21 protein-coding genes are annotated in these 20,732 nt (G+C 73.6%); 10 read left to right on the top strand and 11 right to left on the bottom strand.

The features are described 5' to 3' along the window. The first annotated feature begins 7 nt into the window (after positions 1-7). On the top strand, positions 8-448 hold the full coding sequence (locus tag IE321_RS19875; protein WP_043225391.1) for a MarR family winged helix-turn-helix transcriptional regulator: 441 nt from the start codon (positions 8-10) through the stop codon (positions 446-448). Between the two features lie 115 nt (positions 449-563). On the opposite strand, the gene IE321_RS19870 is transcribed toward IE321_RS19875, so the two are convergent. The 3 genes from IE321_RS19870 to IE321_RS19860 all read right to left on the bottom strand — a co-directional run bounded on the left by IE321_RS19870 (position 564) and on the right by IE321_RS19860 (position 3,463). Beyond that, entirely contained in the window at positions 564-1,646 is a 1,083-nt protein-coding gene (locus IE321_RS19870; protein ID WP_043225388.1) for a ParB/Srx family N-terminal domain-containing protein, read from the bottom strand. A 127-nt stretch (positions 1,647-1,773) separates the two neighbouring features. Continuing rightward, a complete protein-coding gene (locus IE321_RS19865) occupies positions 1,774-2,130 on the bottom strand; it encodes a SpoIIAA family protein (RefSeq protein WP_190223931.1) in 357 nt (118 codons plus the stop codon). A 151-nt stretch (positions 2,131-2,281) separates the two neighbouring features. After that, the gene (locus tag IE321_RS19860) at positions 2,282-3,463 is read right to left on the bottom strand and encodes a S8 family peptidase (RefSeq protein ID WP_190223930.1); all 1,182 of its coding nucleotides are present in this window, start codon (positions 3,461-3,463) and stop codon (positions 2,282-2,284) included. 397 nt (positions 3,464-3,860) lie between these two features. Between IE321_RS19860 and IE321_RS19855 the strand changes: the two genes are divergently transcribed. Next, positions 3,861-4,334 (top strand): hypothetical protein, encoded by a 474-nt coding sequence (locus IE321_RS19855; protein WP_190223929.1) that lies wholly within the window; start codon positions 3,861-3,863, stop codon positions 4,332-4,334. Between the two features lie 7 nt (positions 4,335-4,341). On the opposite strand, the gene IE321_RS19850 is transcribed toward IE321_RS19855, so the two are convergent. Together IE321_RS19850 and IE321_RS19845 are read right to left on the bottom strand one after the other, a co-directional pair. Then, positions 4,342-5,433, bottom strand: coding sequence for a hypothetical protein (locus IE321_RS19850; protein ID WP_226652921.1), 1,092 nt, complete (start codon positions 5,431-5,433; stop codon positions 4,342-4,344). A 266-nt stretch (positions 5,434-5,699) separates the two neighbouring features. Next, a complete protein-coding gene (locus IE321_RS19845) occupies positions 5,700-6,392 on the bottom strand; it encodes a TetR/AcrR family transcriptional regulator (protein WP_190223928.1) in 693 nt (230 codons plus the stop codon). Between the two features lie 58 nt (positions 6,393-6,450). On the opposite strand from IE321_RS19845, the gene IE321_RS19840 reads away from it, so the two are divergent. The 3 genes from IE321_RS19840 to IE321_RS19830 all read left to right on the top strand — a co-directional run bounded on the left by IE321_RS19840 (position 6,451) and on the right by IE321_RS19830 (position 8,988). Continuing rightward, the gene (locus tag IE321_RS19840) at positions 6,451-7,569 is read left to right on the top strand and encodes an FAD-dependent oxidoreductase (RefSeq protein WP_190223927.1); all 1,119 of its coding nucleotides are present in this window, start codon (positions 6,451-6,453) and stop codon (positions 7,567-7,569) included. Positions 7,570-7,700: 131 nt separating this feature from the next. Continuing rightward, positions 7,701-8,333 (top strand): DUF2461 family protein, encoded by a 633-nt coding sequence (locus tag IE321_RS19835; RefSeq protein WP_226652922.1) that lies wholly within the window; start codon positions 7,701-7,703, stop codon positions 8,331-8,333. A gap of 166 nt (positions 8,334-8,499) precedes the next feature. Next, a complete protein-coding gene (locus IE321_RS19830) occupies positions 8,500-8,988 on the top strand; it encodes a GNAT family N-acetyltransferase (protein WP_190223926.1) in 489 nt (162 codons plus the stop codon). Here the strand turns inward: IE321_RS19830 and IE321_RS19825 are convergent. Then, entirely contained in the window at positions 8,975-9,151 is a 177-nt protein-coding gene (locus IE321_RS19825) for a hypothetical protein (protein ID WP_158983360.1), read from the bottom strand. The two genes, IE321_RS19830 and IE321_RS19825, sit on opposite strands and share 14 nt — an antisense overlap. Before the next feature lie 304 nt (positions 9,152-9,455). Continuing rightward, positions 9,456-10,601 (bottom strand): NHL repeat-containing protein, encoded by a 1,146-nt coding sequence (locus IE321_RS19820; protein WP_190223925.1) that lies wholly within the window; start codon positions 10,599-10,601, stop codon positions 9,456-9,458. A gap of 296 nt (positions 10,602-10,897) precedes the next feature. Here IE321_RS19820 and IE321_RS19815 point away from each other — a divergent pair, with 296 nt between their 5' ends. Then, on the top strand, positions 10,898-12,757 hold the full coding sequence (locus IE321_RS19815) for a DEDDh family exonuclease (protein WP_190223924.1): 1,860 nt from the start codon (positions 10,898-10,900) through the stop codon (positions 12,755-12,757). A 97-nt stretch (positions 12,758-12,854) separates the two neighbouring features. Here IE321_RS19815 and IE321_RS19810 read toward each other — a convergent pair whose 3' ends face one another. After that, the gene (locus IE321_RS19810; protein ID WP_190223923.1) at positions 12,855-13,460 is read right to left on the bottom strand and encodes a hypothetical protein; all 606 of its coding nucleotides are present in this window, start codon (positions 13,458-13,460) and stop codon (positions 12,855-12,857) included. After that, on the bottom strand, positions 13,460-15,181 hold the full coding sequence (locus IE321_RS42070; RefSeq protein ID WP_226652923.1) for a helix-turn-helix domain-containing protein: 1,722 nt from the start codon (positions 15,179-15,181) through the stop codon (positions 13,460-13,462). The genes IE321_RS19810 and IE321_RS42070 overlap by 1 nt, the downstream gene beginning before the upstream one ends. A gap of 227 nt (positions 15,182-15,408) precedes the next feature. Between IE321_RS42070 and IE321_RS19800 the strand changes: the two genes are divergently transcribed. The 3 genes from IE321_RS19800 to IE321_RS19790 all read left to right on the top strand — a co-directional run bounded on the left by IE321_RS19800 (position 15,409) and on the right by IE321_RS19790 (position 18,670). Continuing rightward, on the top strand, positions 15,409-16,677 hold the full coding sequence (locus IE321_RS19800; RefSeq protein ID WP_190223952.1) for an NAD(P)/FAD-dependent oxidoreductase: 1,269 nt from the start codon (positions 15,409-15,411) through the stop codon (positions 16,675-16,677). 165 nt (positions 16,678-16,842) lie between these two features. Continuing rightward, positions 16,843-17,961 carry an NADAR family protein gene (locus tag IE321_RS19795; RefSeq protein WP_190223922.1) on the top strand — a complete coding sequence of 373 codons (1,119 nt, stop codon included), beginning with the start codon at positions 16,843-16,845 and terminating at the stop codon, positions 17,959-17,961. 157 nt (positions 17,962-18,118) lie between these two features. Then, positions 18,119-18,670: a P-loop NTPase family protein gene (locus IE321_RS19790; RefSeq protein WP_190223921.1), complete on the top strand. Its 552-nt coding sequence runs from the start codon at positions 18,119-18,121 to the stop codon at positions 18,668-18,670. A 54-nt stretch (positions 18,671-18,724) separates the two neighbouring features. Here the strand turns inward: IE321_RS19790 and IE321_RS19785 are convergent, their stop codons facing one another. Then, positions 18,725-19,294, bottom strand: coding sequence for a GNAT family N-acetyltransferase (locus IE321_RS19785; RefSeq protein WP_190223920.1), 570 nt, complete (start codon positions 19,292-19,294; stop codon positions 18,725-18,727). Between the two features lie 34 nt (positions 19,295-19,328). Continuing rightward, positions 19,329-19,733, bottom strand: coding sequence for an SSI family serine proteinase inhibitor (locus IE321_RS19780; RefSeq protein ID WP_190223919.1), 405 nt, complete (start codon positions 19,731-19,733; stop codon positions 19,329-19,331). 105 nt (positions 19,734-19,838) lie between these two features. On the opposite strand from IE321_RS19780, the gene IE321_RS19775 reads away from it, so the two are divergent. Next, a complete protein-coding gene (locus IE321_RS19775; protein WP_190223918.1) occupies positions 19,839-20,717 on the top strand; it encodes an alpha/beta hydrolase family protein in 879 nt (292 codons plus the stop codon). The last annotated feature ends 15 nt before the right edge of the window (positions 20,718-20,732 follow it).

The raw sequence follows: 20,732 nt of genomic DNA, 5'->3' as shown, positions 1-20,732 counted from the left end.
TCGAAGGATGCGCGCGACCACCCCCGAGACGCCCACCAAGCTCCAGCTGCTCGAACTCCTCGCCGCCATCGGCACCGCCCAGTGGCGCGACTTCGCCGCGGCCGCGGCCCACCACGGCCTCACGTCCACCCAGGCCAAGGTCCTCGCGCAGCTGAACGGCCCGCTGCCGATGCGCGCCCTCGCCACCCTGCTGGTCTGCGACGCGTCGAACGTGACCGGGATCGTCGACCGTCTGGAGGCCCGAGGGCTGGTCCGCCGCGAGCCCGACCCCGCCGACCGCCGGGTCAAGAACGTGATCGCGACGGACGAGGGCCGGGACGTCATCCGGCGCGTCCGCGAAGAGATGCAGACGACCCACGGCGCCCTCGACACGCTCGACGCCGACGACAGCGCGACACTGTACTCACTGCTCGCACGGCTGCGCCCCGGCATGGAGAAAGACGCCTGACCTCGTCCCGTCCCCCGGTCACGCGGGGAGGGGAAGAGGTCAGGCGCGGGGTCCTGCTCGGGGACGGGGTCAGGCGCGGGTCCCGCTCCGGAACGGGGTCGGGCGCGGGTCCCGCTCAGTCGTCGGCCAGCTGCGCCTTGTAGGCCAGGGCGTACGCGAGCTTGCCCGGCTTCGCGTCGGCGTACGGCTTGGAGAGCTTGCCGAACTCTCCCTTGTCCCGGGCCTTGCCGTCGTTCCACGCGGCCAGGACACCGAGTTCGCGGGCGGTGCGGCCGCCGTCGACCACCGCGTCGGGCGACAGGGCGGTCTGCGCCTTCGTCAGGGCCTCGACGGCCCCGAGGTATCCGGCGAGGTCGTTCGTGTCCCACTTGGCGAGGCCGGCGGGGCGGGTGTCGCGCAGCCACGCGCCCCAGAAGAACTCCTGGAACGGGATCGTCCCGGCCGTGTAGCCGATGTCGCGGCCGAAGTAGAGCAGGCTGCGGTAGGGGTCGTCGTCGAACTCGGCGAGGCCGACGTTCCTGGGCAGTTCGCCGACGTCGACGGCGTTCCCCCGCGCGTCGCGCAGCCACACCCACTTCTCGGCCTTCATGCGGTCCCAGAACCTGGGCCGGGGCAGCCGGCTGAGGTTCTCCACGACCCGCAGCCGGATCCGCAGGTCCGCCCCTCCGTCGGGGAGTTCGTAGAAGGACGTGAGGGTGTGGTGGCCGTCGGTCAGGAAGAGGCTCCCGCCGGGGCCGATGACCACGGTCTTCATGGCCGCCACGCTCTCGGGCGTCTCCTGCCCGACGGGCAGTTCGCAGCGGAAGGAGTCCGGGTCGTCGAGCCGGGCGTCCGGGTCGGCGCTCGCGGCCTCGACCTGACCGTTCGTCTCGCACCAGTCGTCGAACTTCTTGTTGATCTCGTCCTTGCCCAGGGTGTAGCGCCCGAGCTTGTAGTAGACCTCGTCATGGCCCAGCGAGGGCTGCGTGGGGCGCACGTCCCCGATGCGGACCTCGACGAGGTCGCCGGGCCGGGCGCAGAGGTACTCCTGGGGAGTCGGCCGCTGGTCGTGACCGCAGAGCGAGGGCCGGAGCCCGGGTGCGCCGGGCGCGGCCGAGGCGGGGCCCGCGGCCGAGAGGACGTTGCCGGCCACGGCGGTGGCGGCGAGCACGGCGAGGGTGCTCGCCAGGGGGCGGCGGGTGGGCTTCAGCGAGAACATGCGGTGGCGGTTCCTGACGGGATCGCGGGAGCGTGGGAGGCGCGGCCACGCTCCCGAGCACACGCGGCCCTCGGGGAGCCGTCACGCGTCTTCGCGGTGAACACCCGCCGAACCTCGGTCGGCCGGCTCAGCCGGCGGCCCAGGCGAGTGCCCGGTCGCGGTCCGCGAGGGGGAAGGTCTTCGTCTCCCCCGGGGTCATCCAGCCGAAGAGCGAGGTGACATGGGCCATCCATTCGATGTCGGTCACCAGGGCGATGCGCTTCCACTTCCGCAGGTGCTCGGCTCCCACCTTGAGGTCCTCCCAGAGGGCGCCGCCGCTCATGCCGTCGAAGTCGCGCACGACGAGCAGGAAGCGGACCTCGCCCGCCTCGGCTGCGTGCGTGAGGGCGGGCAGGACCGCGTCACGGTAGTCCTCGGCGGAGATCTTCCCCGACGCCTCGAATCCGATGACGCCGTTCGGCAGGTTCTCCAGGCGGCTGATCACAGGTGCTCCCACGGGTCGTCGGCGGCTTCCGTCCGGCCCAGCCTTCCGTCACCACCCGGGCCGGACCACACCTGGCCCTCCGATCGGGTGACCGTGCCGCGTCGTGGAGCCGGGCCGGGAGCGCTCGGTCCGGGCGCTCCCGGCGCGGGGCTCAGAGGCCGCCGGTGTTCAGGAGGCGGTTGGGGCTGCCGGCGCTGAGGGAGGTCAGGTGGTCCTTGGTGGAGTGGGTGAGGAGGGCGGAGTAGATCTCCTCCGGCTGGGCGCTCGGGTGGGCCTGCTTGTACAGGGCGGCGGCGCCCGCGACGTGCGGCGCGGCCATCGACGTACCGTTCTCGGCGATCGAGCCGCCGCCGAGGCGGGCCGAGAGGATGTCCTGGCCGGGGGCGTAGAGGTGGACGCAGGAACCGTAGTTGGAGAAGTTGGTCTCCCGGTCGTAGCGGTCGCTGGCCCCGACGGTGAGAACGCGGTTCGCCGAGGCCGGGGAGACCTGGCAGGCGTCGCGCTTGTCGTTGCCCGCCGCGACGACCGGCAGGACGCCGGCGAGCGACAGGTTGGTCGCGGCGTCGTTCACCGCCTGCGAGCGGCTGCCGCCCAGCGAGGCGTTCAGCACGGCGGGCTGCTTGGCGTTCTTCGCGACCCAGTCGAGTCCGGCGATGATCCCGGACCACGAGCCCCTGCTGTCGCAGCCGAGGACGCGGACGCTGACCAGGTCGACCTTGGTCGCGACGCCGTACGTCATGCCGCCGACCGTGCCCGCCACGTGCGTGCCGTGGCCGTTGCAGTCCTGGCCCGCGCGGCCGTCGCCCATCGCGTCGAAGCCGAAGACGGCCCGGCCGCCGAACTCGGCGTGCTGGTAGTCGATGCCGGTGTCGAGGATGTAGGCGGTCACGCCGGCGCCGCTGCCCCGGACGGCGAAGTCGTTGTCGAGCGGCAGATCCCGCTGATCGATCCGGTCCAGGCCCCAGACGCCGGACGGAGCGCGCCCGGCCGGAGCGGCCGGGACGGGCAGCGCGTCGGCCGTCGCGTCCTCCTCGACCGAGGCGACGCCCGGGGTGGCGCGGAGGGCGTCGAGCTGGAGGCCGCTCAGCGGCGCGGCGAAGCCGTTGAGGGCCGCGCCGTACACGTGGGACGGCTTCAGTTTCAGCTTGCGCGTCACGCCGGACGCGTCGGTTCCCTTCTTCAGCGTGACGATGTACTGGCCGGGCAGGGCGTTGGCGCCGGCGGTGTGGAGCGGCGCCGGTGCGGGTTCCGCGATGGCGGTGGCGGGGCCTGCGGCCAGGGCCGGGGTGGCCGCGAGGACGGCGGCGACGGCCAGTCGGACGGGCGTACGCATGGACAACTCCCTCGAACGGGGACACGGGGAAGGTGATGGTGCCGTCGGCGACACGGCCGGAGTGCCGCCCGCCGGTACGGCTCCCCGCTACATCGGTCCCCGGAGCCGGAGGACTTGACGGTCCTGCGGCCACCTGGTCGACAGGCGTTCCGCGTCCGCCGGCGGCACCTGGCCACGGTGCAGAAAGGATCCGGCGCAACGCGGGCGGCGCCCGCGGAACGCCCCGCCCCGAGCGTCCGCCCGCACGGGGATTCACCCGTCTCGGCGCGGGCCCGCCGAGCGACGGACCGGCCCGGCCGAGGGAGGACGGCGGCGTTCCCGTGACGGGTTGCGGGCCATCACGCGCGGGAAGAGACCCCGGAAGGACGGGCGTCGAGAGACGAGTGGGGGCGGCGGCATGGAGGCACCACCTGCGGAGGTCACCGCCCTGGCTCTCCGGCGAGGACTCGGACCGCTCGTCGTGACGCACCGCCCGCGTGCGACCGCCGGCGGCTGGTTCCTCGCCGCCGCCCTCCTCCTCCCACCCGCCGCGGGCCTCTGGGCCGACGGCCGCCGCACGACCGCCCTCCTCGCCGTGCTGCTCGCCGTCGCCGCCGCCGGCATCGGCGCCCTGCGCCGGCGCAACGTCCGGCGCGGGCTTCCCGTCCTGTACGGCTTCCAGGACGGCATGGTCCTGCGCCGGGCCGACGGGCGGCAGGACGCGTACCCGTGGTCGCAAGTGGACACCGAGCAGGGAGTGCACACCGGAGCCGTCCCGCCGTGGGGCCGGGCCGCGCCCGGTCTCCTGCTCAGGAGCAAGGACGGAGAGCGTCTGGCGACCGTCCGCGATCCGGCCGCACGCGAGCGACTCGCCGAGCTGACGGCGGGCTGAGACGCGGTCAGGAGAGGGCGCGTGCGGGAGTCTCCTGCCCCCAGCGGTGACCGCAGGCGGACCACTTGCCCCGGCCGCAGGGGCAGGCGCGGCTTCCCCGTACGGGCTGGAAGTCGCGCCAGTAGGTCCGGCGCGTGAGGGTGGCCGCGGCTGTCGTCAGGCCGAAGTCGTCCACGACGGCCAGACCGTCCTCAAGAGCGTCCAGCAGGTGCGTCCCCGCGGCGATCACGGCGTCGGCCACCGCGAGGGCGACGGTCGGTTCCAGGGGCCGACGGGAGCGTCCGTCGTCGAGGGCCATGGGGGCTCGGGCGTAGGTGCGCACCGTGACGGCTTCCGAGGGGTGCGCCAGCGGAGGTGCGGCGAGGGCGATCCTCGCGCCGAAGGCGGGGTGCGCGGCGTCCGAGAGCAGGTCGTACCACTCCGGGAACCTCGCCTCGCCCGTCGCCCTGGTCAGCTTCTTGAGGAGGGTCAGGACGTTGGTGGCCTGGAGCTTGTCGTGGCTGCCCTTCATCCGGGAGCCGAGCGCGGCTTTCAGCAGGACCGGACCGAGGGCCTCGCGGACCAGCACGGGACGTTTCACGTCGTCGTCGACGGCTGCTGCCTTGCCGGTCCGCCACGCCTGGGTCAGGGCGTTCCCCTCGTCGACGAGTGAGCCCGCCTCCTCGATGACCGCCCGGGCCGTGACGGCGCCCGAGGTGATGCGCCACCGGGTCAGGCTCTCCAGGGTGTCCTCGAGCAGATCGGCGCTGCGCCAGGCGTGGACGAGCCACCAGCTGACCATGCGCATGTGCAGCTCGGGGTAGACGACGGCCGCCGCCGGCTCCCGCAACCCGGCTTCGGACGCCTCGTCCACCGCGAGGACGCTCGTGCCGTCGCCGGAACGCAGGTAGACCCAGCGCTCGTCGGGCTGAGCCATCCGCTCCCACCGCTGTGCGGCCCGGCCGTCAAGAGGCACCAGCAGCACGTCGGTGGTCGCCGCGTCCTCGCTCATGTCGCGGAGTTCGGCCACGCGCCCGGCGAGTGCCGTCAGGGCGGCAGCCCGTTCGCCGCCCAGCGCCGCGGCCACTGTCTCGGTCAGCCCAGAATCGTCCTTGTTCACCCCACGAGACCTTAACGGCATGCCTGTTGCGGCGAGAGGGCGAGGGAACACCGGCATGGAGAGCCCTCCGCGTCATCTCGACCGGCCGGTCGGAGACGGTCGTGCCCCGGCCGGCGCGGGCTTCGGCCGACGCGGGCTTCGGCCGACGCGGGCTTCGGCCGACGCGGGCTGCTTACGTGCGACGTCGGCCTCGTTCGTGCTCCGTCCGGCGCGGGCTGCTTACGTGTCGGCGCCGGCCTCGTTCGTGCTCCGTGCCGACCGGTGGGTCATTCCGGTGGCGGGGTCAGCTTGGTGGCCACGGCGTCGAGGACCCACTCCAGGCCGGTCGTGAAGGTCGTCTCGGGGTCCACGTCGGTGCCGCCGTACACGGCCTTGGTCAGTGCCGGGAAGCGGCCGGTGGCGAGCGTCTTCGTCAGCTGCGGGCCGTGGGCGCGCTGCCAGTCGTGCCGGGACAGGCCCGTGGCGCGCTCGGCCCGCAGGTTCGCGATCTCGCGTCGGATCGCGCCGGTGAAGTAGGCGCTGACGGTCTCCACCGCGCGCAGGGCGGTGTCGATGTCGGCGAGGCCGTCGAGGGCGGCCAGCGTGGCCTCGCCCACGGAGAGGGCGTTCGGCCCCAAGGCCGGGCGGCCGCCCAGCAGGTCGGCCAGCCATGGGTGCCGGAGGGCGGCGTGCCGGGTGCGGTGGGCGAGGGTGCTCAGCGCCTCACGCCAGTCGTCGGGCCGCTCCTCGGGGAGGATCTCTGCGTAGACCTCGTCCACCATGAGGTCGAACAGCTCCTGTTTGGTGGCGATGTAGCCGTAGAGCCGCATCGGGCCCGCGTTCAGCCGGCCGGCGACCTTGCGCAGCGACACCCCGTCCAGTCCGCTCTCGTCGGCCAGCGCGACGGCCGCGGCGACGATCCGCTCCCGGTCGAGCGGGGCGGGGGAAGGCGGGGGCTCGGGCCGGTCCCACACAGTCATGGTCGTCTCTCACCGTTCTGCCGCGATACACCGTAGGGAGGCAATACAGTGTATCGCCATGAGACATCGTATCGCTGTGGTGGGGAGCGGGCCGGGGGGCCTCGCCTTCGCCCGCGTCCTGCACCGCCACGGCCACCCCGTCACCGTCCTCGAACGCGATCCCGGCCCCGACGCCCGTCCCCCGGGCGGCACGCTGGACCTTCAGGAGGGCATGGGCCAGCTCGCCCTGGACAAGGCGGGACTGCTGCCCGGGTTCCGGGCGCTGTCCCGCCCCGAGGGCCAGGCCATGCGCATCCTGGACCCGGACGGCACCGTCCTGCGCGACTGGCGCCCCCGCCCGGACGACCGGGCCAACCCCGAGATCGACCGCGGGCACCTCCGCGACCTGCTGCTCGGCCCCCTCGACGTCCGGTGGGGGCGGAACGTGACGCGGGTGGTACCGGGCGCCCGGGAGGGCGCCGTCGTCCACTGCGCGGACGGACGGCAGGAGACGTTCGACCTCGTGGTCGGCGCGGACGGCGCCTGGTCCCGGACCCGCCCGAGCGTCTCCTCGGCGACGCCGCACTACACCGGCGTCACCTACGTCGAGTCCTCCCTCGACGACGTCGACGACCGCCACCCCGGCCTCGCCCGGCTGATCGGCGACGGCTCCGTGGCGGTGTACGGGGTGAACCGCGCCCTCGTCGCGCAGCGCAACAGCGGCGGCCACGTGAAGGTGTACGCCCAGTTCCGCGCACCGCTGGACTGGCACGCGGGCCTGGACCTGGCCGACGCCGAAGCCGTGCGGTCGAGCCTCCTGAAGCGGTTCGACGGCTGGGCCGACCCCGTCCTCGACCTCCTCCGCCACACCACCGCCTTCGTCCACCGCCCCCTGTACGTCCTGCCGGTGTCCCACACCTGGAGCCACGTCCCCGGCGTGACGCTCCTGGGCGACGCCGCCCACCTGATGCCTCCGTTGGGGGCCGGCGCGAACCTCGCGATGCTGGAGGGCGCCGAACTCGCCGAGGCCATCGCCACCGGCGACGGAGACCTCGACGGGGCCGTCCGCGCCTTCGAGGTACGGATGTGGGAACGGGCCGGCAGATGGGCGAGCATCACGGCGGCCGGCCTGGAACGCCTCGTCAGCCCGGACCCCGCCGAAGCCCTCGCCGTCTTCGACCACGTCCAGCCCTCCTGAACGCCTTGGACCACGGTGGCGGGCCGTCGACGCCCCGGGGACGGCGGCGGCCGCCGAGGGAAACCACCCGCGCACGCGGGGAGCGGACGGCAGGGGTCCGGCCGCTCCCCCGCACGGGCTATCCTGCGCGCATGCGAGGACAGTTCACCGGCTGGCCCGAGCAGGCCATGGACGTCCTGTGGCAGCTCCAGGGCGAACCGCCCCGCGCGGTCCGCGAGCACTGCCGCGCGGACCGCGAACGACTCGTCCGGCAGCCCATGATCGCCCTGCTCGGCGACATCGCGGACGCCGACCCCCGGTACGAGGACTTCTCCGTGTGGCACTACCGCACCGGCTCCTGGTGGTGGCAGAACCAGAGCGCGGTGATCCGGCTCGGCCGCAAGATCGAGATCGGTCTCCGGTTCTCCCTGGACGGCCTGCGGATCCAGGGCGCCTGGTGGTACCCCGATCCCGGCCAGGTGGACTCGTTCCGCAGAGCCGTGGCCTCCGAGCGCAGCGGCCGCGAACTGACCGCCCTCGTCGAGGACGTACGCGGGAAGGGCTACGACATCTCCGGGGACGTCATGAAACGCCCCCCGCGCGGCTACCCTGCCGACCACCCCCGCGCGGCCCTGCTGCGCCACCGCTCACTCGTCGCCGCCCGCACCCTGGGCTGCGAGGAGTGGCTGCACACCCCCGAGGCGGTCGACCGGGTCCTCGCCGCCACGGCCGACCTGGACGCCCTGATGACGTGGCTGGTCCACCACGTGAAGCGCACCGCCTGAGGGACGAGCGCCGGGAGGCGCCGGCCGAAACGGGGATACGTCGAGCGCCTGTCGCACCAGGTACGCGAAAGCGCCGGTGAAAACGGAGGTGCGTCGAGCGCCGGACTCCCGGGATGCTGAAGGGCGCTCTCCCGCTCGCCTCACGCTCACGGACGGACCGACACGCATGGACCTCCTCCCCTTCACGGCCGCTCACGCCTCCCTCGTGGCGGAGTGGCCCGCCCATGCCGACGAAGTCGTCCGGTGGTGCGGGCGGCGGGAGTTCCCCGTCACCGCGCGCACGGTCGCCGCCTGGCAGGAGGACGACGACGTCCGGGCGCACGTGCTCGTCGAGGACGGGACCGTCCTCGGATACGGGGAGGTGTGGCTCGACGACGAGGAGGACGAGGCCGAGCTCGCCCGGATCATCGTGGCCCCCGGCGCACGCGGAAGGGGCATCGGCCGGATTCTGGTGCGAGAGCTCCTCGGGCGGGCGCTCGCGGCGGGATTCCGCGACGTCTTCCTGCGCGTGCGCCCCGACAACGAGCCCGCTCTGGCCTGCTATCGGGGCGCCGGATTCGTCACCGTCGACGCCGGCCTCGCCGCGAGCTGGAACACGGCACAGCCGGTCGACTACGTCTGGCTCCGGAATCCGACGGCACTCAGTTCACACTGACCGCCGCGACGACGAACAGCACGACCACCACGAGTACCGCGAGAGCTGCCAGGACCCCCAGTCCCACGACCACGCCGATGGCCGACCACCCCACGCGCTCGGCCCTCCGGCTGCGCTCCAGGACGTGCTGGAAACGCACCGCGTCGCGTTCGCCCTCCGTCACACCGACCTCCACCCACCGCGCGAGACGACATCGGCCCCATACTGCCCCCTGGGGCGAACGGAAGGGATGCCGCCCCCACATCACGGTCGCCGCGTCGGTACGGGCCGCAGGTCGGGCCGGCGAGCGAGCATACTCCGGCGCATGGCGGCGTTGAGGCCGCTCACGCCGGCGAGCGCGGTGCTGCCGGCTGTCATCGCGCTCACGACACCCGCCCCGCGGGCCCCGGGGACACCGGCGGCGGCTGCCCAGGGGCCTCGTCGTGCCGTGGCACGGACGGCGTCGGTCCGTTCAGGGTTCCGGCGGTTCAGCGGCGGATGCCCGCGTACGCCCCCGGGGAGATGCCGCCCTCCGCGCCGGCCGTGCCGCCGACGGTCCAGACCCGGCCCGCCGCGTCGGTCGCGGCGCCGTACAGGAAGCCCGCTCCCGGCGGTTCCTCGGTGCGGGTGAGGAAGCCCCGGGGCCCGGGGGTGAGGACGTAGTTGCCGTCCGGGTCGACCTCGGGGTTCATGGTCTCGCCCACCACCACGGGGCGGCCGGAGCCGTCGAAGGCGATGTCGTACAGCTGGCCGGTCTCCGCGGGGGTGCGGACGGTGCGCCACGCCCGACCGTCGAAGCGAACGACGACCGGGCGGCGCCACAGCTTCTCGTCCCGGATGTGGCCGACGGCCCAGATGTCGTCGGCCGTCCGCGTCTGGATGCCGTCGAAGAGCGCCCCGTCGAGGGTGGGCGGCAGGCTCTGCTTGGTCCATGACGTGCCGTCGAAGCGGGAGACGCCGTCGCCGACGGCGTGGAGGACGCCGCCGGGGCCGGCCTCCAGCTGGGAGACCCAGTTGAGCCCGGTGTCCCCGGGCAGCCGGGTCCAGCCGCCGTCCCCGTCCGCGTCCGCCTCACCGTCAGCGTCCCCTCGGAACAGGGCCTGTACGTACTGTCCGGCCGCGTCGGTGTAGCCGCCGTACACCCAGACCGAGCCGCCCTCGTCCACGGCGACGGCGGACAGCGACGTATCGGTCGCGCCCTCGGGGAAGGGCAGGGCGACCTCGGTCCACGCGGTGCCGTTCCAGTGCTGGAGCAGGGCGCTCCCCCGCCCCCAGTCCGTGTCGTCCACGGCGTCGTAGCGCGTGCCGACCGCCCACACCTCGTCCGGCGCGCCGGCCGCGAGTTCGTCGAGGCGCCCGTGGTCGGCGGGCTGCGGCGGCGCCTGCCAGCCGGTACCGGTCCAGCGCATGGCCACCGGCGCGAACGGGCGGGTGGTGTCGTCGCTGCGGAGGCCGACCGCCCAGGTCGTCCCGCGCGTGGTCTCGACGTCGAACAGCACGCTGCCGTCACTGCCCGGCGGGCTGACGTCGCGCCAGGTGCCGGTCTGGGCGGCGGCGGGCGACGCGGCGGTGGCGACGACCGCCGCGAGGCCGAGGGCGAGGGCCGTGGCCGACCTGGGGAGCGAAAGGAACATGAAGGGACATCCTCGGATCGCGGTGCGGGAGGTGGTGCGCTTGCTCTCGTACCTCCGACGTCCCGAGTCCGCGGAAATGTTTCACCCTCCCGGAGCCCGCCTCGCCTGGAGCCCGCCCTCCCTGGAGGCCGCCCTGACCAGATCCCCCTTGTCCGAGGCCCCCTTTGCCCGGAGCGCGCTCTGCCCGGCGGACCTTCGCCGGCGCTGCCGTCCGGGGCGAGCCTCTGCGACGGCATATCTATGTAAATCGCCCTTCGGGTTGAACTGGTGATCACGTCCGGATCATCCTTACCGTCATGCTTTCCGTAGCCCCCGCACTCGACGTTCCACGCCCCGACTACGCCCACGACTGGGCGCTCGTCGACGTGGAGACCTCCGGGCTGGTCCCCCGGCGCGACCGGATCCTCTCGGTCGCGGTGCTGACCTTCGGTCCCGACGGAACGCAGACCGGGGAGTTCAGCACGCTCGTGAACCCCGGATGCGATCCCGGTCCCGTCCACGTCCACGGCCTGACTCCGGAGCGCCTGGCGGGCGCCCCCACCTTCGACCAGGTGGCGGAGCGCGTCGGCGCGCTGCTGCGCGACCGCGTCCTGGTGGCCCACAACGCGCAGTTCGACTACGACTTCCTGGCCCACGAGTTCGCCCGCGCGCGGCTGCGCCTCCCCGTCACCCAGCGCCTGTGCACCCTCGCCCTGAACCGTCGCGTCGAACCGCCCACCGACGATCTGAGCCTGGCGTCGCTCGCCGCCCACTACGGGGTTCCGCAGACCAGGGCCCACGACGCCCTCGACGACACGCGCGTCCTGGCCGGGATCTTCCGCGCCTCCCTCGCCGAGGCCGCGCGGCTCGACCTGCCGCTCCCCCTGGTGCCCTGCCCGCCCCGGCAGGATCCCCAGTTCGCGCCGAACCCGCCGAAGACCCCGTGCGCCTTCCGCAATCCGGGCCGGCTCGAACCGGGCGGCCCGCTCGTCCAGGGCATGAAGATCGCCATCACGGGCGAGACGACCACCGCCCGGGCCGAGCTGGTCGGTCGGTCCGTCGGCGCGGGACTGAACATGATGGCGTCGGTCAGCCGCCACACCAGCGTCCTCGTCACCAACGAGGCTGCCTCCGCGTCGGCCAAGGCCAGGCGCGCCGCCGCCGAGGGCGTACCGGTCCTGGACGAAGACACGTTCCTCAGGCTCCTGGAAGACGTCCGCCCCGGGACCCCGCACGTGAAGCAGTCCCCCGCGCCGACCGCACCGCCCGCGGCAGCTCCGGCGGAGGTACCGGCACCCGAGCCGTTCCCCGTACCGGCACGGACCGAACCGGCGCCCGCCGCCGTCACCACGCCCCCGTCCGCGCCGACGCACCCCGCCGTCGCCGCACCCCGCCGTCGGCGGGTCCTGGTGCTGGGCGGCACCCACGAGGCGGCGTCCGCGGCGCGCGTGCGGATCGTGGAACGGGGCTGGGCCGCCGCGCTCAACCTCTCGGCGAGCGTCACGGACGTCATCCTCCTCCCCGGGGGCGAGACCGACCGCCGGATGGCCCGGGTCACGGCGCTGGAGCTGCCGGTCCACGCGCCGGACTGGCTGGGCGCGCCCCCCGCTCCCGAGACGGTCGCCGCCCCTGCCCGGACGGGCACGGCGGGGGCCGTCCTGCCCCGCGGCGGCGTCGTCGACCTGCCCACGCTCCCCTCGAACGGCCGCTGGCACCTGGGCGCCTCCTGGGCACGGCAGTCGGACTGCGAGATCGACGTCGTGGCCTTCGTCCTGGACGAGGACGAGCAGGTCTCCTGCGACGGGGACTTCGTCTTCTACGGAGCTCCCGAAAGCCCCGACGGAGCCGTCCGGCTCCTCTGCGACGGCCCTACCGAGCAGTCCGTCACCGTCGACCTGACCGTCCTGCCGCCGGCGGTCCGGCGGGTCGCGATCGCCGCCGCCATCGACGGTGCCGCCGTCTTCGGCGACATCGGGGCCGTACAGATCACCCTCGCGCCCGGCAGCGACGCGCCGGTCACGGCGCAGGCCACCCTCGACGCCGCCACCAGCGAGCGCACTCTGCTCCTCGCCGAGCTCTACCGCCGGGGACCGCTGTGGCGCTTCCGCGCGGTCGGACAGGGCTACGACCAGGGCCTTGAGGGCCTGGTCCGCGGGTACGGCGTCGAGGTGAAGTAGTCAGGAGCCCTGGTCGTCGTCGGGGTGGGCCCACGGGAGCCCCCGCCACCCCGGCGACACCGGCGCGGAGCCGGGGGCGGGAGCGGGGGCGGCGGGGTCAGGCGCTGATGCCCACGGCGGAGACGTAGGCGTAGGCGTTGTAGTCGGAGTCGAGGTCGGTGATGACGTCGTCCCAGATCTCGTCGACGGTGACGGCGTCCTTGCGGGCCCAGGCGTCGACGAGGTCGCCCCAGATGTAGCGGACGGTGACGGTGCGTTGGCTGATGCCCGGGCGGACGTGTTCGGGGGCCGTCCGGGCGGTGTCGACGGGGTAGATCTCCATGCTGCTGCCGCGGCCCTCGTTGTCGAGGTGGCGGGTCAGCCAGCCCGAGCGGATGAGGTTGTCGCGGCGGCGGTGCCAGTAGGCGGCATCGATCTTCTCCCGGCTCGCCGAAGTCGGCGCGGTCTTGCCCTTGTTGCTCATCCAGGCGCGGATGGTGCGCGGCGTGACGCCCTGCTCCTTGAGGGCCGCGCGGCCGGCGCCGCTGTCGAGGTAGCGCAGTCGGGCGGTGAGGCCGCGCCTGGAGGTGACGGGCGAGGCGATGCCGGAGGAGTGGACGATGCGGTTGAGCTCCAGGATGAGCGCCTCGCCGCCCTTCATGCCGCGGGCGTCGTACGCGCCGAAGCTGCCCCAGCGGGCCCACAGGTCCGGGGATCCGTTCATCACTTGCCTCCGAGGGTGTAGACCTTCTTCGCCTTGACCTCATGGAGGTCGCGGCCTTCGCTGAAGACGGAGCGCCAGTCGCCGATGACGTGGAGTTCGTCGGTACCGGACATCTCCACGACCGTCAGCCCGGCGAGCCGCGCCTTCTCGGCCTTCATCCACAGGTTCGCGAACGCCTTCGCGCGGATGATGTGCATCCAGTCCGGCCGGCGGATCTCACGGTTGGCGCTCGACTCCCCGATGGTGGAGACGAACTTCGCGTACATCGCCTTGACGTACTCGACGGTGAGCGTGTCGCCTTCGGCCAGCGCCGTCCTGCGGACGTCGGCGAGGGCGCGGCGGAGCCGTTCCAGGAGGGCTTCGGACGCGCCGGAGACGAGGGAGCGGTGGAGGACGGGGGGACCCGCGAGGCCGTTGCGGGAGCAGGCGAGGAGCTGGCGCAGCGTGGACTCGGTCACCCACAGCGGCCCCGGCTCGATGCGGTTGCCCAGGGGGTTGGGCAGGTCGGGCTGCTCCCAGTCCGCCGGGGTGATCAGGTGGACGCCGGACCGCTTCGGGTCGTGGACGCCACTGGTGTCCTCACGGAGCTGTCCGATGGGCAGCCAGCACTTCAGGGCGCTCAGGTAGGCGGCGTTCATGTCGAGGGCGGTCACTTCGAACCGGGTGCCCTGCTTGGCCGCCGCGAAGACCGCCGGGTTGCGCCACTTGGGGCGGCCCTCCCAGATCTCGTCCGCGCCCTTCTGGGACTTCTTCCGCAGGATGTCGGCGGTGGGAGGGAAGTCGGAGTGCTCGTAACGACCGCTCGCGCGGGACGCCTTGAACAGGGCCATGACGTCCGGGATCGCCGACTTGATCAGAGCGGCCTGTGCGGCGTCCGCGTCACCGTCGTGGTCGGTGAGGGCCTCCCGGACGCGGTCGGTGATCTGCTCCACGAGGAGGGCGGAGACGTACGCGGGGGCGGTGCGTCGAGGTGACGTCGCGGGTGCGGCGGGCGGGGTCGGAGGAGTTGGTGGGGTTGGTGGGGCGACCGGTACGGATTCGGGCTTGGGTCCGAGTTCGGATTCAGGGTCGGGTACGGGTACGGGTCCAGGTCCGGGCTCGTCCGCCGGCAAGGGCGGTTCCGGGGCGGACGGGGCGGGCGAAGGGGCGGACGGGGCCGAAGCCGCCGCGGCGGCGGCGCACGCCTCGGCGCTGAGGTGCTGGGGGAAGCCGTCGACCTCGTCGAAGGCCGTCTCCCCGCACAGCACGCACGGCCCCAGGGGAAGTCCCGGCGCGGGCAGCGCGCCTACCGGGCCGTCCTCGGGAACCGGCACGGGAACCGCCTCGGGGACCGGCACGGGGACCGGCACGGGGACCGGCACGGGGACCGGCACGGGGACGGGTGCGGGGACGGGTGCGGGGACGGGTGCGGCGACCGGCTCGGGGGTCGACTCCGAGGTGGGGCCGGTCGGGGCGGGCGCCGCGGACGGGAGCCGGGGGGCGGCACCGTGCAGGACGCCCACGGCGTGAGTCGGCCCGGCGAGCAGGTCGAGGACGGGCAGGCCGTAGTGAGCGGCGAGCAGGTCGACGTCGTCCAGGGACCAGTGCGCGGCGCCGCTCTGCTTGCGCGACACCTGCGCCTGGGAGAGCCCGATGGCGGCGGCCAGGTCGCCCTGCCGCTCCCCCGCCCGTGACATGAGGGCCGCCACGGTCAGCCTCAGAACCTCTTCCGTACCCAACATGCATGCCAAATTAGCATCAGGGATGCGAAATTCGCATGCATCGGAGAGGTGTCGCCCTTTCCCCTTCCCTCCGACACGGCAGCAGCGGCGACGGCGGGGGCGATCGTGACCTGCGTCACCTCATGTCACAGCGGCCGGGGGCGCGGTGTCTTGAGGACGAACGCATCGAAGCACGAGACACATCGAGACACGAGACAGCGGAGGAAGCCATGTCCGACAGGAGCGTCATGAAGCACCGCATCGTCGTCCTCGGCGCCGGCTACGCCGGGGCCTACGTCGCCGGGACGCTGGCCCGTCGGCTGTCCTCCCAGGACGCCGAGGTCACCGTCGTGAACGCCGAGCCGGACTTCGTCCAGCGACTGCGGCTGCACCAGCTCGCGGCCGGCCAGGACGTCGACGCCCCGCCGCTCGCCGACGTCTTCACGGGCACCGGGGTCCGGCTGCGGCTGGCCCGGGTCACCGCCCTCGACCCCGAGCGCCGGGTCGTCGACGTGACGGACGCCCACGGCGTCGGCCAGGTCGACTACGACACGCTCGTGTACGCGCTCGGAAGTCACGGCGCCGACCACGGCGTGCCGGGCGCGGCCGAGCACGCCTTCGACGTGGCGGCCCGGCCCTCCGCCTTGCGACTGCGTGAGCGGCTGGACGGTCTGGAGGCGGGAGGTGCGGGCGGAAACGTGTGCGTCGTCGGCGACGGGCTGACGGGCATCGAGACCGCCACCGAGATCGCCGAGGCACGGCCCGGTCTCTCGGTGACCCTGATCGCGCGGCGCCGGCTGGGCGCCCCGCTCTCGGACGGGGCCCGCGCCCATCTGCGCGGCGCCTGCGACCGGCTGGGCATCACCGTGCGCGAGCACACCGAGGTCGAGGCGGTCGAAGCCGCAGGGGTGCGGTGCGCGGACGGCACGGTCCTGCCGTCCGACGCGACCGTGTGGGCGGCCGGGTTCGCGGTCGCCCCGATCGCCGGCGCCGCCGGGCTGGAGGTCGCGGACGGCGGCCGCGTCGTCGTCGACCGCACCATGCGTTCGGTCTCGCACCCGAACGTCTACGCCGTCGGCGACTGCGCCCGCGCGATCGCCGACAACGGTCTCCCCCTGCCCATGTCCTGCGCTTCCGCCGGTTTCACCGGCCGGCAGGCCACGACGGCGATCATCGCGCGCCTGACCGGTCGCCAGGTCGCGCACACCGGTCTGGACTACGTCGGCAACCACATCAGCCTCGGGCGGCGCGACGGGATCCTGCAGCCGGTCGATCGCGAGGCGCGGGCCCGCACGAAGTTCATGGGCGGCCGGAACGCCGCACGCGTCAAGGCGGGCATCCTCCGGACGGCGCTGTGGACCACCTCCCACCCGACCTTCGGCCTGCCGACGCGCACGCACCGCGTGACCACCGCGCCGGAACCCGCCGGCGCGGCGACGCCCGCCGCGAACCCGGTGCCGCTGCCCGCGGCCGGACAGCCGAAGGCGGTCGTTCCCACGGGAAGCGAGACGCGCTGACGACCCGCGGATCCGCCCCCGCCCCGGCCCGTGGCACGCGCCGACCACCGCGTGCGGGCGCCGAGGCGGGCGGTGACGAGGGCCGGAGCGAACGGCGCCGAGGGCCGTCGGGACCGACGCCGAGGCCGGGCCTGCGCCACACCCTCGGCCCACTACGATCACCGGATGATCGGCAGACGCGTCACCTACCGCACCGCGGACGGCGTCCGGATACCCGGGACGTGGCGGCACATCTTCATCCGCAACGGCAGGTACTTCCTGACCGACCTCCTGATCTACGCCGACGGGCTCGTCGACTGCTGGGGTCTGATCACCGTCGAGGAGTTCGAGGAGAAGGTCAGGTCCGGCTGGGTGGCCACCACCCTCCCGGACGGCGCGGGGGCGTCCGCGCACGCCATGGCCACCTGGAAGTTCGGTGAGCCGCGGAACCGGCTCACCCCCGAGCTGCTGGTCGCGGAAGTCCGTGACGCCATCGACCGGTTGAACCGGCGGCCCGACTCGATCGGCCGCTGCATGGCCGCCGTCTCCGCCTTCCTCGCGGACCGGACGGAGGAGAACCGTGCGGCGGCACGCGCGGCCTTCCTCGCCATCCCGGCCTCGCGCCGTCGCCGGGCCCTCGGCGACATGGACAGCAAGGACTGGCCGCTGCGGACCCTGGTGGCGGGCCCCGGGGGCCGGACCTACCTGCCGCAGGACCCGCCGGTCTCACAGGAGAGCTACGACCGGGCCCTCGCGTACTTCGAGGAGCGCGCCCGCCGCCTCGCGGAGCACGACGCGGGGATTCCCACCGACGGGCCGGCGACCCCGCACACCCCGACGGTCCACCTCTTCCCCCTGTGCCCGGACGAGCCGGTGGCCGACCCCGGCCCCGTCGCGCTGCGCGACGACTATCCGGCCCCCGTCACCATCGGCGGGATCCCGTACCCCTCCGTCACGCACGCCTACTGGGCCCTGTCGGTCACCCGGCCGGAGGTTCACGACGCGATCGCGGCAGCGGACACCGCCGCCACCGCACGCGGACTCGCCGCCGCGGCGGCCCGCCGCGAGGGCTGGGAGCACCTCCGCACCGCCGTCATGACCAGCCTGCTGCGCGCCAAGTACGACCAGCACCCCCGTCTGGCCGAGATCCTGCTGGCCACGGACGACGCCATCCTGGTCTACGACGACGTCAACTCGGCCTACTGGGGCGAGAACGCTGGCAGCGGCCGCAACTGGAGCGGCCGACTCCTCGAACTCGTCCGCTCCGAGCTGCACACGAGGCGCGCCGGAATCCCCGGTCTGTGACCCGGGCTCGGGCCTGTGACCGCACGGCCGGAGCGGGGACGCGTGGAAACGGTTCCCGGAGCGGGACGCACGCGGAGTGGACGCACGCGGAGTGGGTCGGTGGCCCGCTTCCGTCGTGTCTGTTCCCGCGGGCCGTACCGCGCTAGCGTCGGGTGTCATGATCGTATGGCTCAACGGCACCCACGGCGCGGGCAAGACGACGACCAGCGCGCTCGTGCAGCGGCTGATTCCGGACTCCCGGGTGTTCGACGCGGAGAAGGTCGGCGAGACGCTCATGGACATCACGCCGGGGTTGCCCGTCACGGACAACTTCCAGCACTGGCCGCCGTGGCGGCCCCTCGTGGTCGAGACCGCCCGGCGCGTACTCGACTACACCGGCGGCATCCTGGTGATGCCCATGACCGTCCTGGTCGAGGAGTACTGGCGCGAGATCAGCTCGGGTCTTGCCCGGCACTCCGTCCCGGTCCGGCACTTCGTGCTCCACGCGGACCAGGACACCCTGCGCGGCCGCATCGCGGGCGACACCGTGATCGGCCCCGACTCGCCGTTCCGGCTCCGCCACCTGGAGCCCTACGCCGAGGCGGCCCGCACGTGGCTGCACGCCGAGGCCGAGGTCGTCGACACGACCCACCTCACGCCCGCGCAAGCCGCACACCAGATCGCGGAGTCCGTCAAGCAGGGGCCCAAGGACGACGACCGCCCCGCGTGACCTTCGCGAACGCCAGGCGCCTCCCTCAGCCCCCGCCCACACGTCCCGCGAGGCTCAACCGTCCCTGCCCCCGGCAGGGGAGGCGGCCTCGCGGGTCATGCGCACATTGGGCAGCCTTCCTTGCCACAGCTCTCGGTCGCCGGTCGTCTCGAAGCCGTGGCGTCGGTAGAAACGGACCGCGCCCTCGTTGTACTCGGTGACCCACAGCCGCATGCGCGCGCCGCCGGCCCAGTCGAGGAACTCGGCCATCAGACGGTCGCCGAGTCCCCGCCCCCGGACGTGGTTCAACAGGTACATCGGCCCGAGGGTGACCTCCTCGCCACGGCGCCCGCACAGGACCCCGACGATCTCCCGCACGGTCTCCGCGGACGCACCGGCCTCCGCCTCCGCCTCCGAACGGACCACCCGGCAGAACAACAGGTCCGGATCCCGGAGGGCCGCCTCGATGAAGTCGCGCCATCGGGCGATGCCCTCCGCCGTGGCCGACGAGCCGCGGTGCTCACGGATCCACTCCTCGTCGATCCCCGCCCCTCGGTGGGGGTAGGTCTGCAGCCAGGCCCGCAACAGCAACGGCCCCAGCCGGGAGGCGTCGTCGGGGAGGGCGGGCTCGATCACATGGGTCATGGCGAGGATCCTCGTCGGTCGCCCGCCGGACGGGCTAGAAGTCGAAGATCTCGCCCGTGGCGAGCGTGAGATGGCAGTCGGACGCGTACGCGTGCTCCCAGTGGACCGCGCGGCTGCCGTACCTGCCGTGGGCGGTCGCGACGACATGGACGGCGTCGTTCGAGCAGAGGGCCGTCTCACGGCCCGGCAGGGCGTCGAGGTCTCCTCCCGCCGTGGCCAGGTCCGCGCACGCGGAGGCGCGGTGGGGATGACCGGCGTCGCCTTCCCGGCCGGGGCACTCCAGCCACAGGTTCCCGGTGGCGGAGGTGCCTTCGGCGGTGGTGCGGGTGACGGTGAGCCAGAGGTGGCCGTCCGTGGACGGCGAAGGGGCGGCGGCAGCGGTGCCGGAGAGGGCCAGAGCCGCGAGCGCGACGCCGGCCAGAGCGGTGGTGATCTTCATGCCCGTCCAACGCGTCCGGGGGGCATCAGGTGACGTGTACGTGGTCCCTCCTTGCCGCGAGGACCACCCCGATCCCTCCGCGCGGCTCGAACCTACGATGTCGCCATGACGACCTCCGGGCAGCAGCCGCTGATACGCCTCCTCCACGACGAGTCCCGCCCCGACCTGCGGGATCCGTCGCGTCCGCGCCCCGTCCGCGTCTACCAGTGGGAACCGGAGCACCTGTCGACCGGACGGGCTCCGCTGGTCGTCGTCTCGCACGGCACCGGAGGCTCCGGCAGCCGTATGGAGTGGCTGGTGGAGCCGCTGCGCCGGGCAGGGTTCCGCGTCGTGGCCCTGGACCACCACGGCAACAACTTCATCGACGGCTACGAGCCCGAGGGCTTTCTGCACGTGTGGGACCGGCCTCGCGACGCTTCCTTCGTCCTCGACGTGCTCGCTCGCGAGGAGCCGCTCGGGCCGGTCGGCGCGGCGGGATTCTCCCTGGGCGGCTACACGGCGGTGGCGCTCGCCGGCGTCCGTCTCGATCCGGCGCTGCTCCGGGCGGTGCTGACGAGGGCGGTTCCCCTGCCGGAGATTCCCGAGTTCCCCGACGTGCTGGAGGCGCTGCGGAAGAAGTACCCGCTGGAGGAGCAGCTGCGGCAGGCACTGGAGGGCGCGGAGGCCGACTTCACGGACCCCCGTGTCCGGGCGGTCTTCCAAGTGGCTCCCGGCGTCGGCGGTCTCGTCACCCGCGCGAGCCTCGCCACCGTGCGCGTGCCCGTGGGGATCCGCTGGGGTGGAGCGGACACGGTCAACCCCTACGAGGTGGACACCAGGCCGTACCTGGAGCACATCCCCGGAGCGGCCGGCCGCTCCGCCGGCCCCCGCGTCCGCCACGACGACTTCTTCCTGCCGACCCCTTCCGACCCCGCCGTCCGTACGAGGGTGGGCGAGGAAGCCGCCGCCTTCTTCGGGCAGCACCTCGTCCGAGCCCTCGGGTGAGCGGGAGCCGTCGGT

Source organism: Streptomyces hydrogenans, from assembly GCF_014656075.1.
Classification (GTDB): Bacteria; Actinomycetota; Actinomycetes; order Streptomycetales; family Streptomycetaceae; genus Streptomyces; species Streptomyces hydrogenans.
Note: the sequence above shows the minus strand (reverse complement) of the source record. Positions and strands in the feature narration are given on the sequence as shown.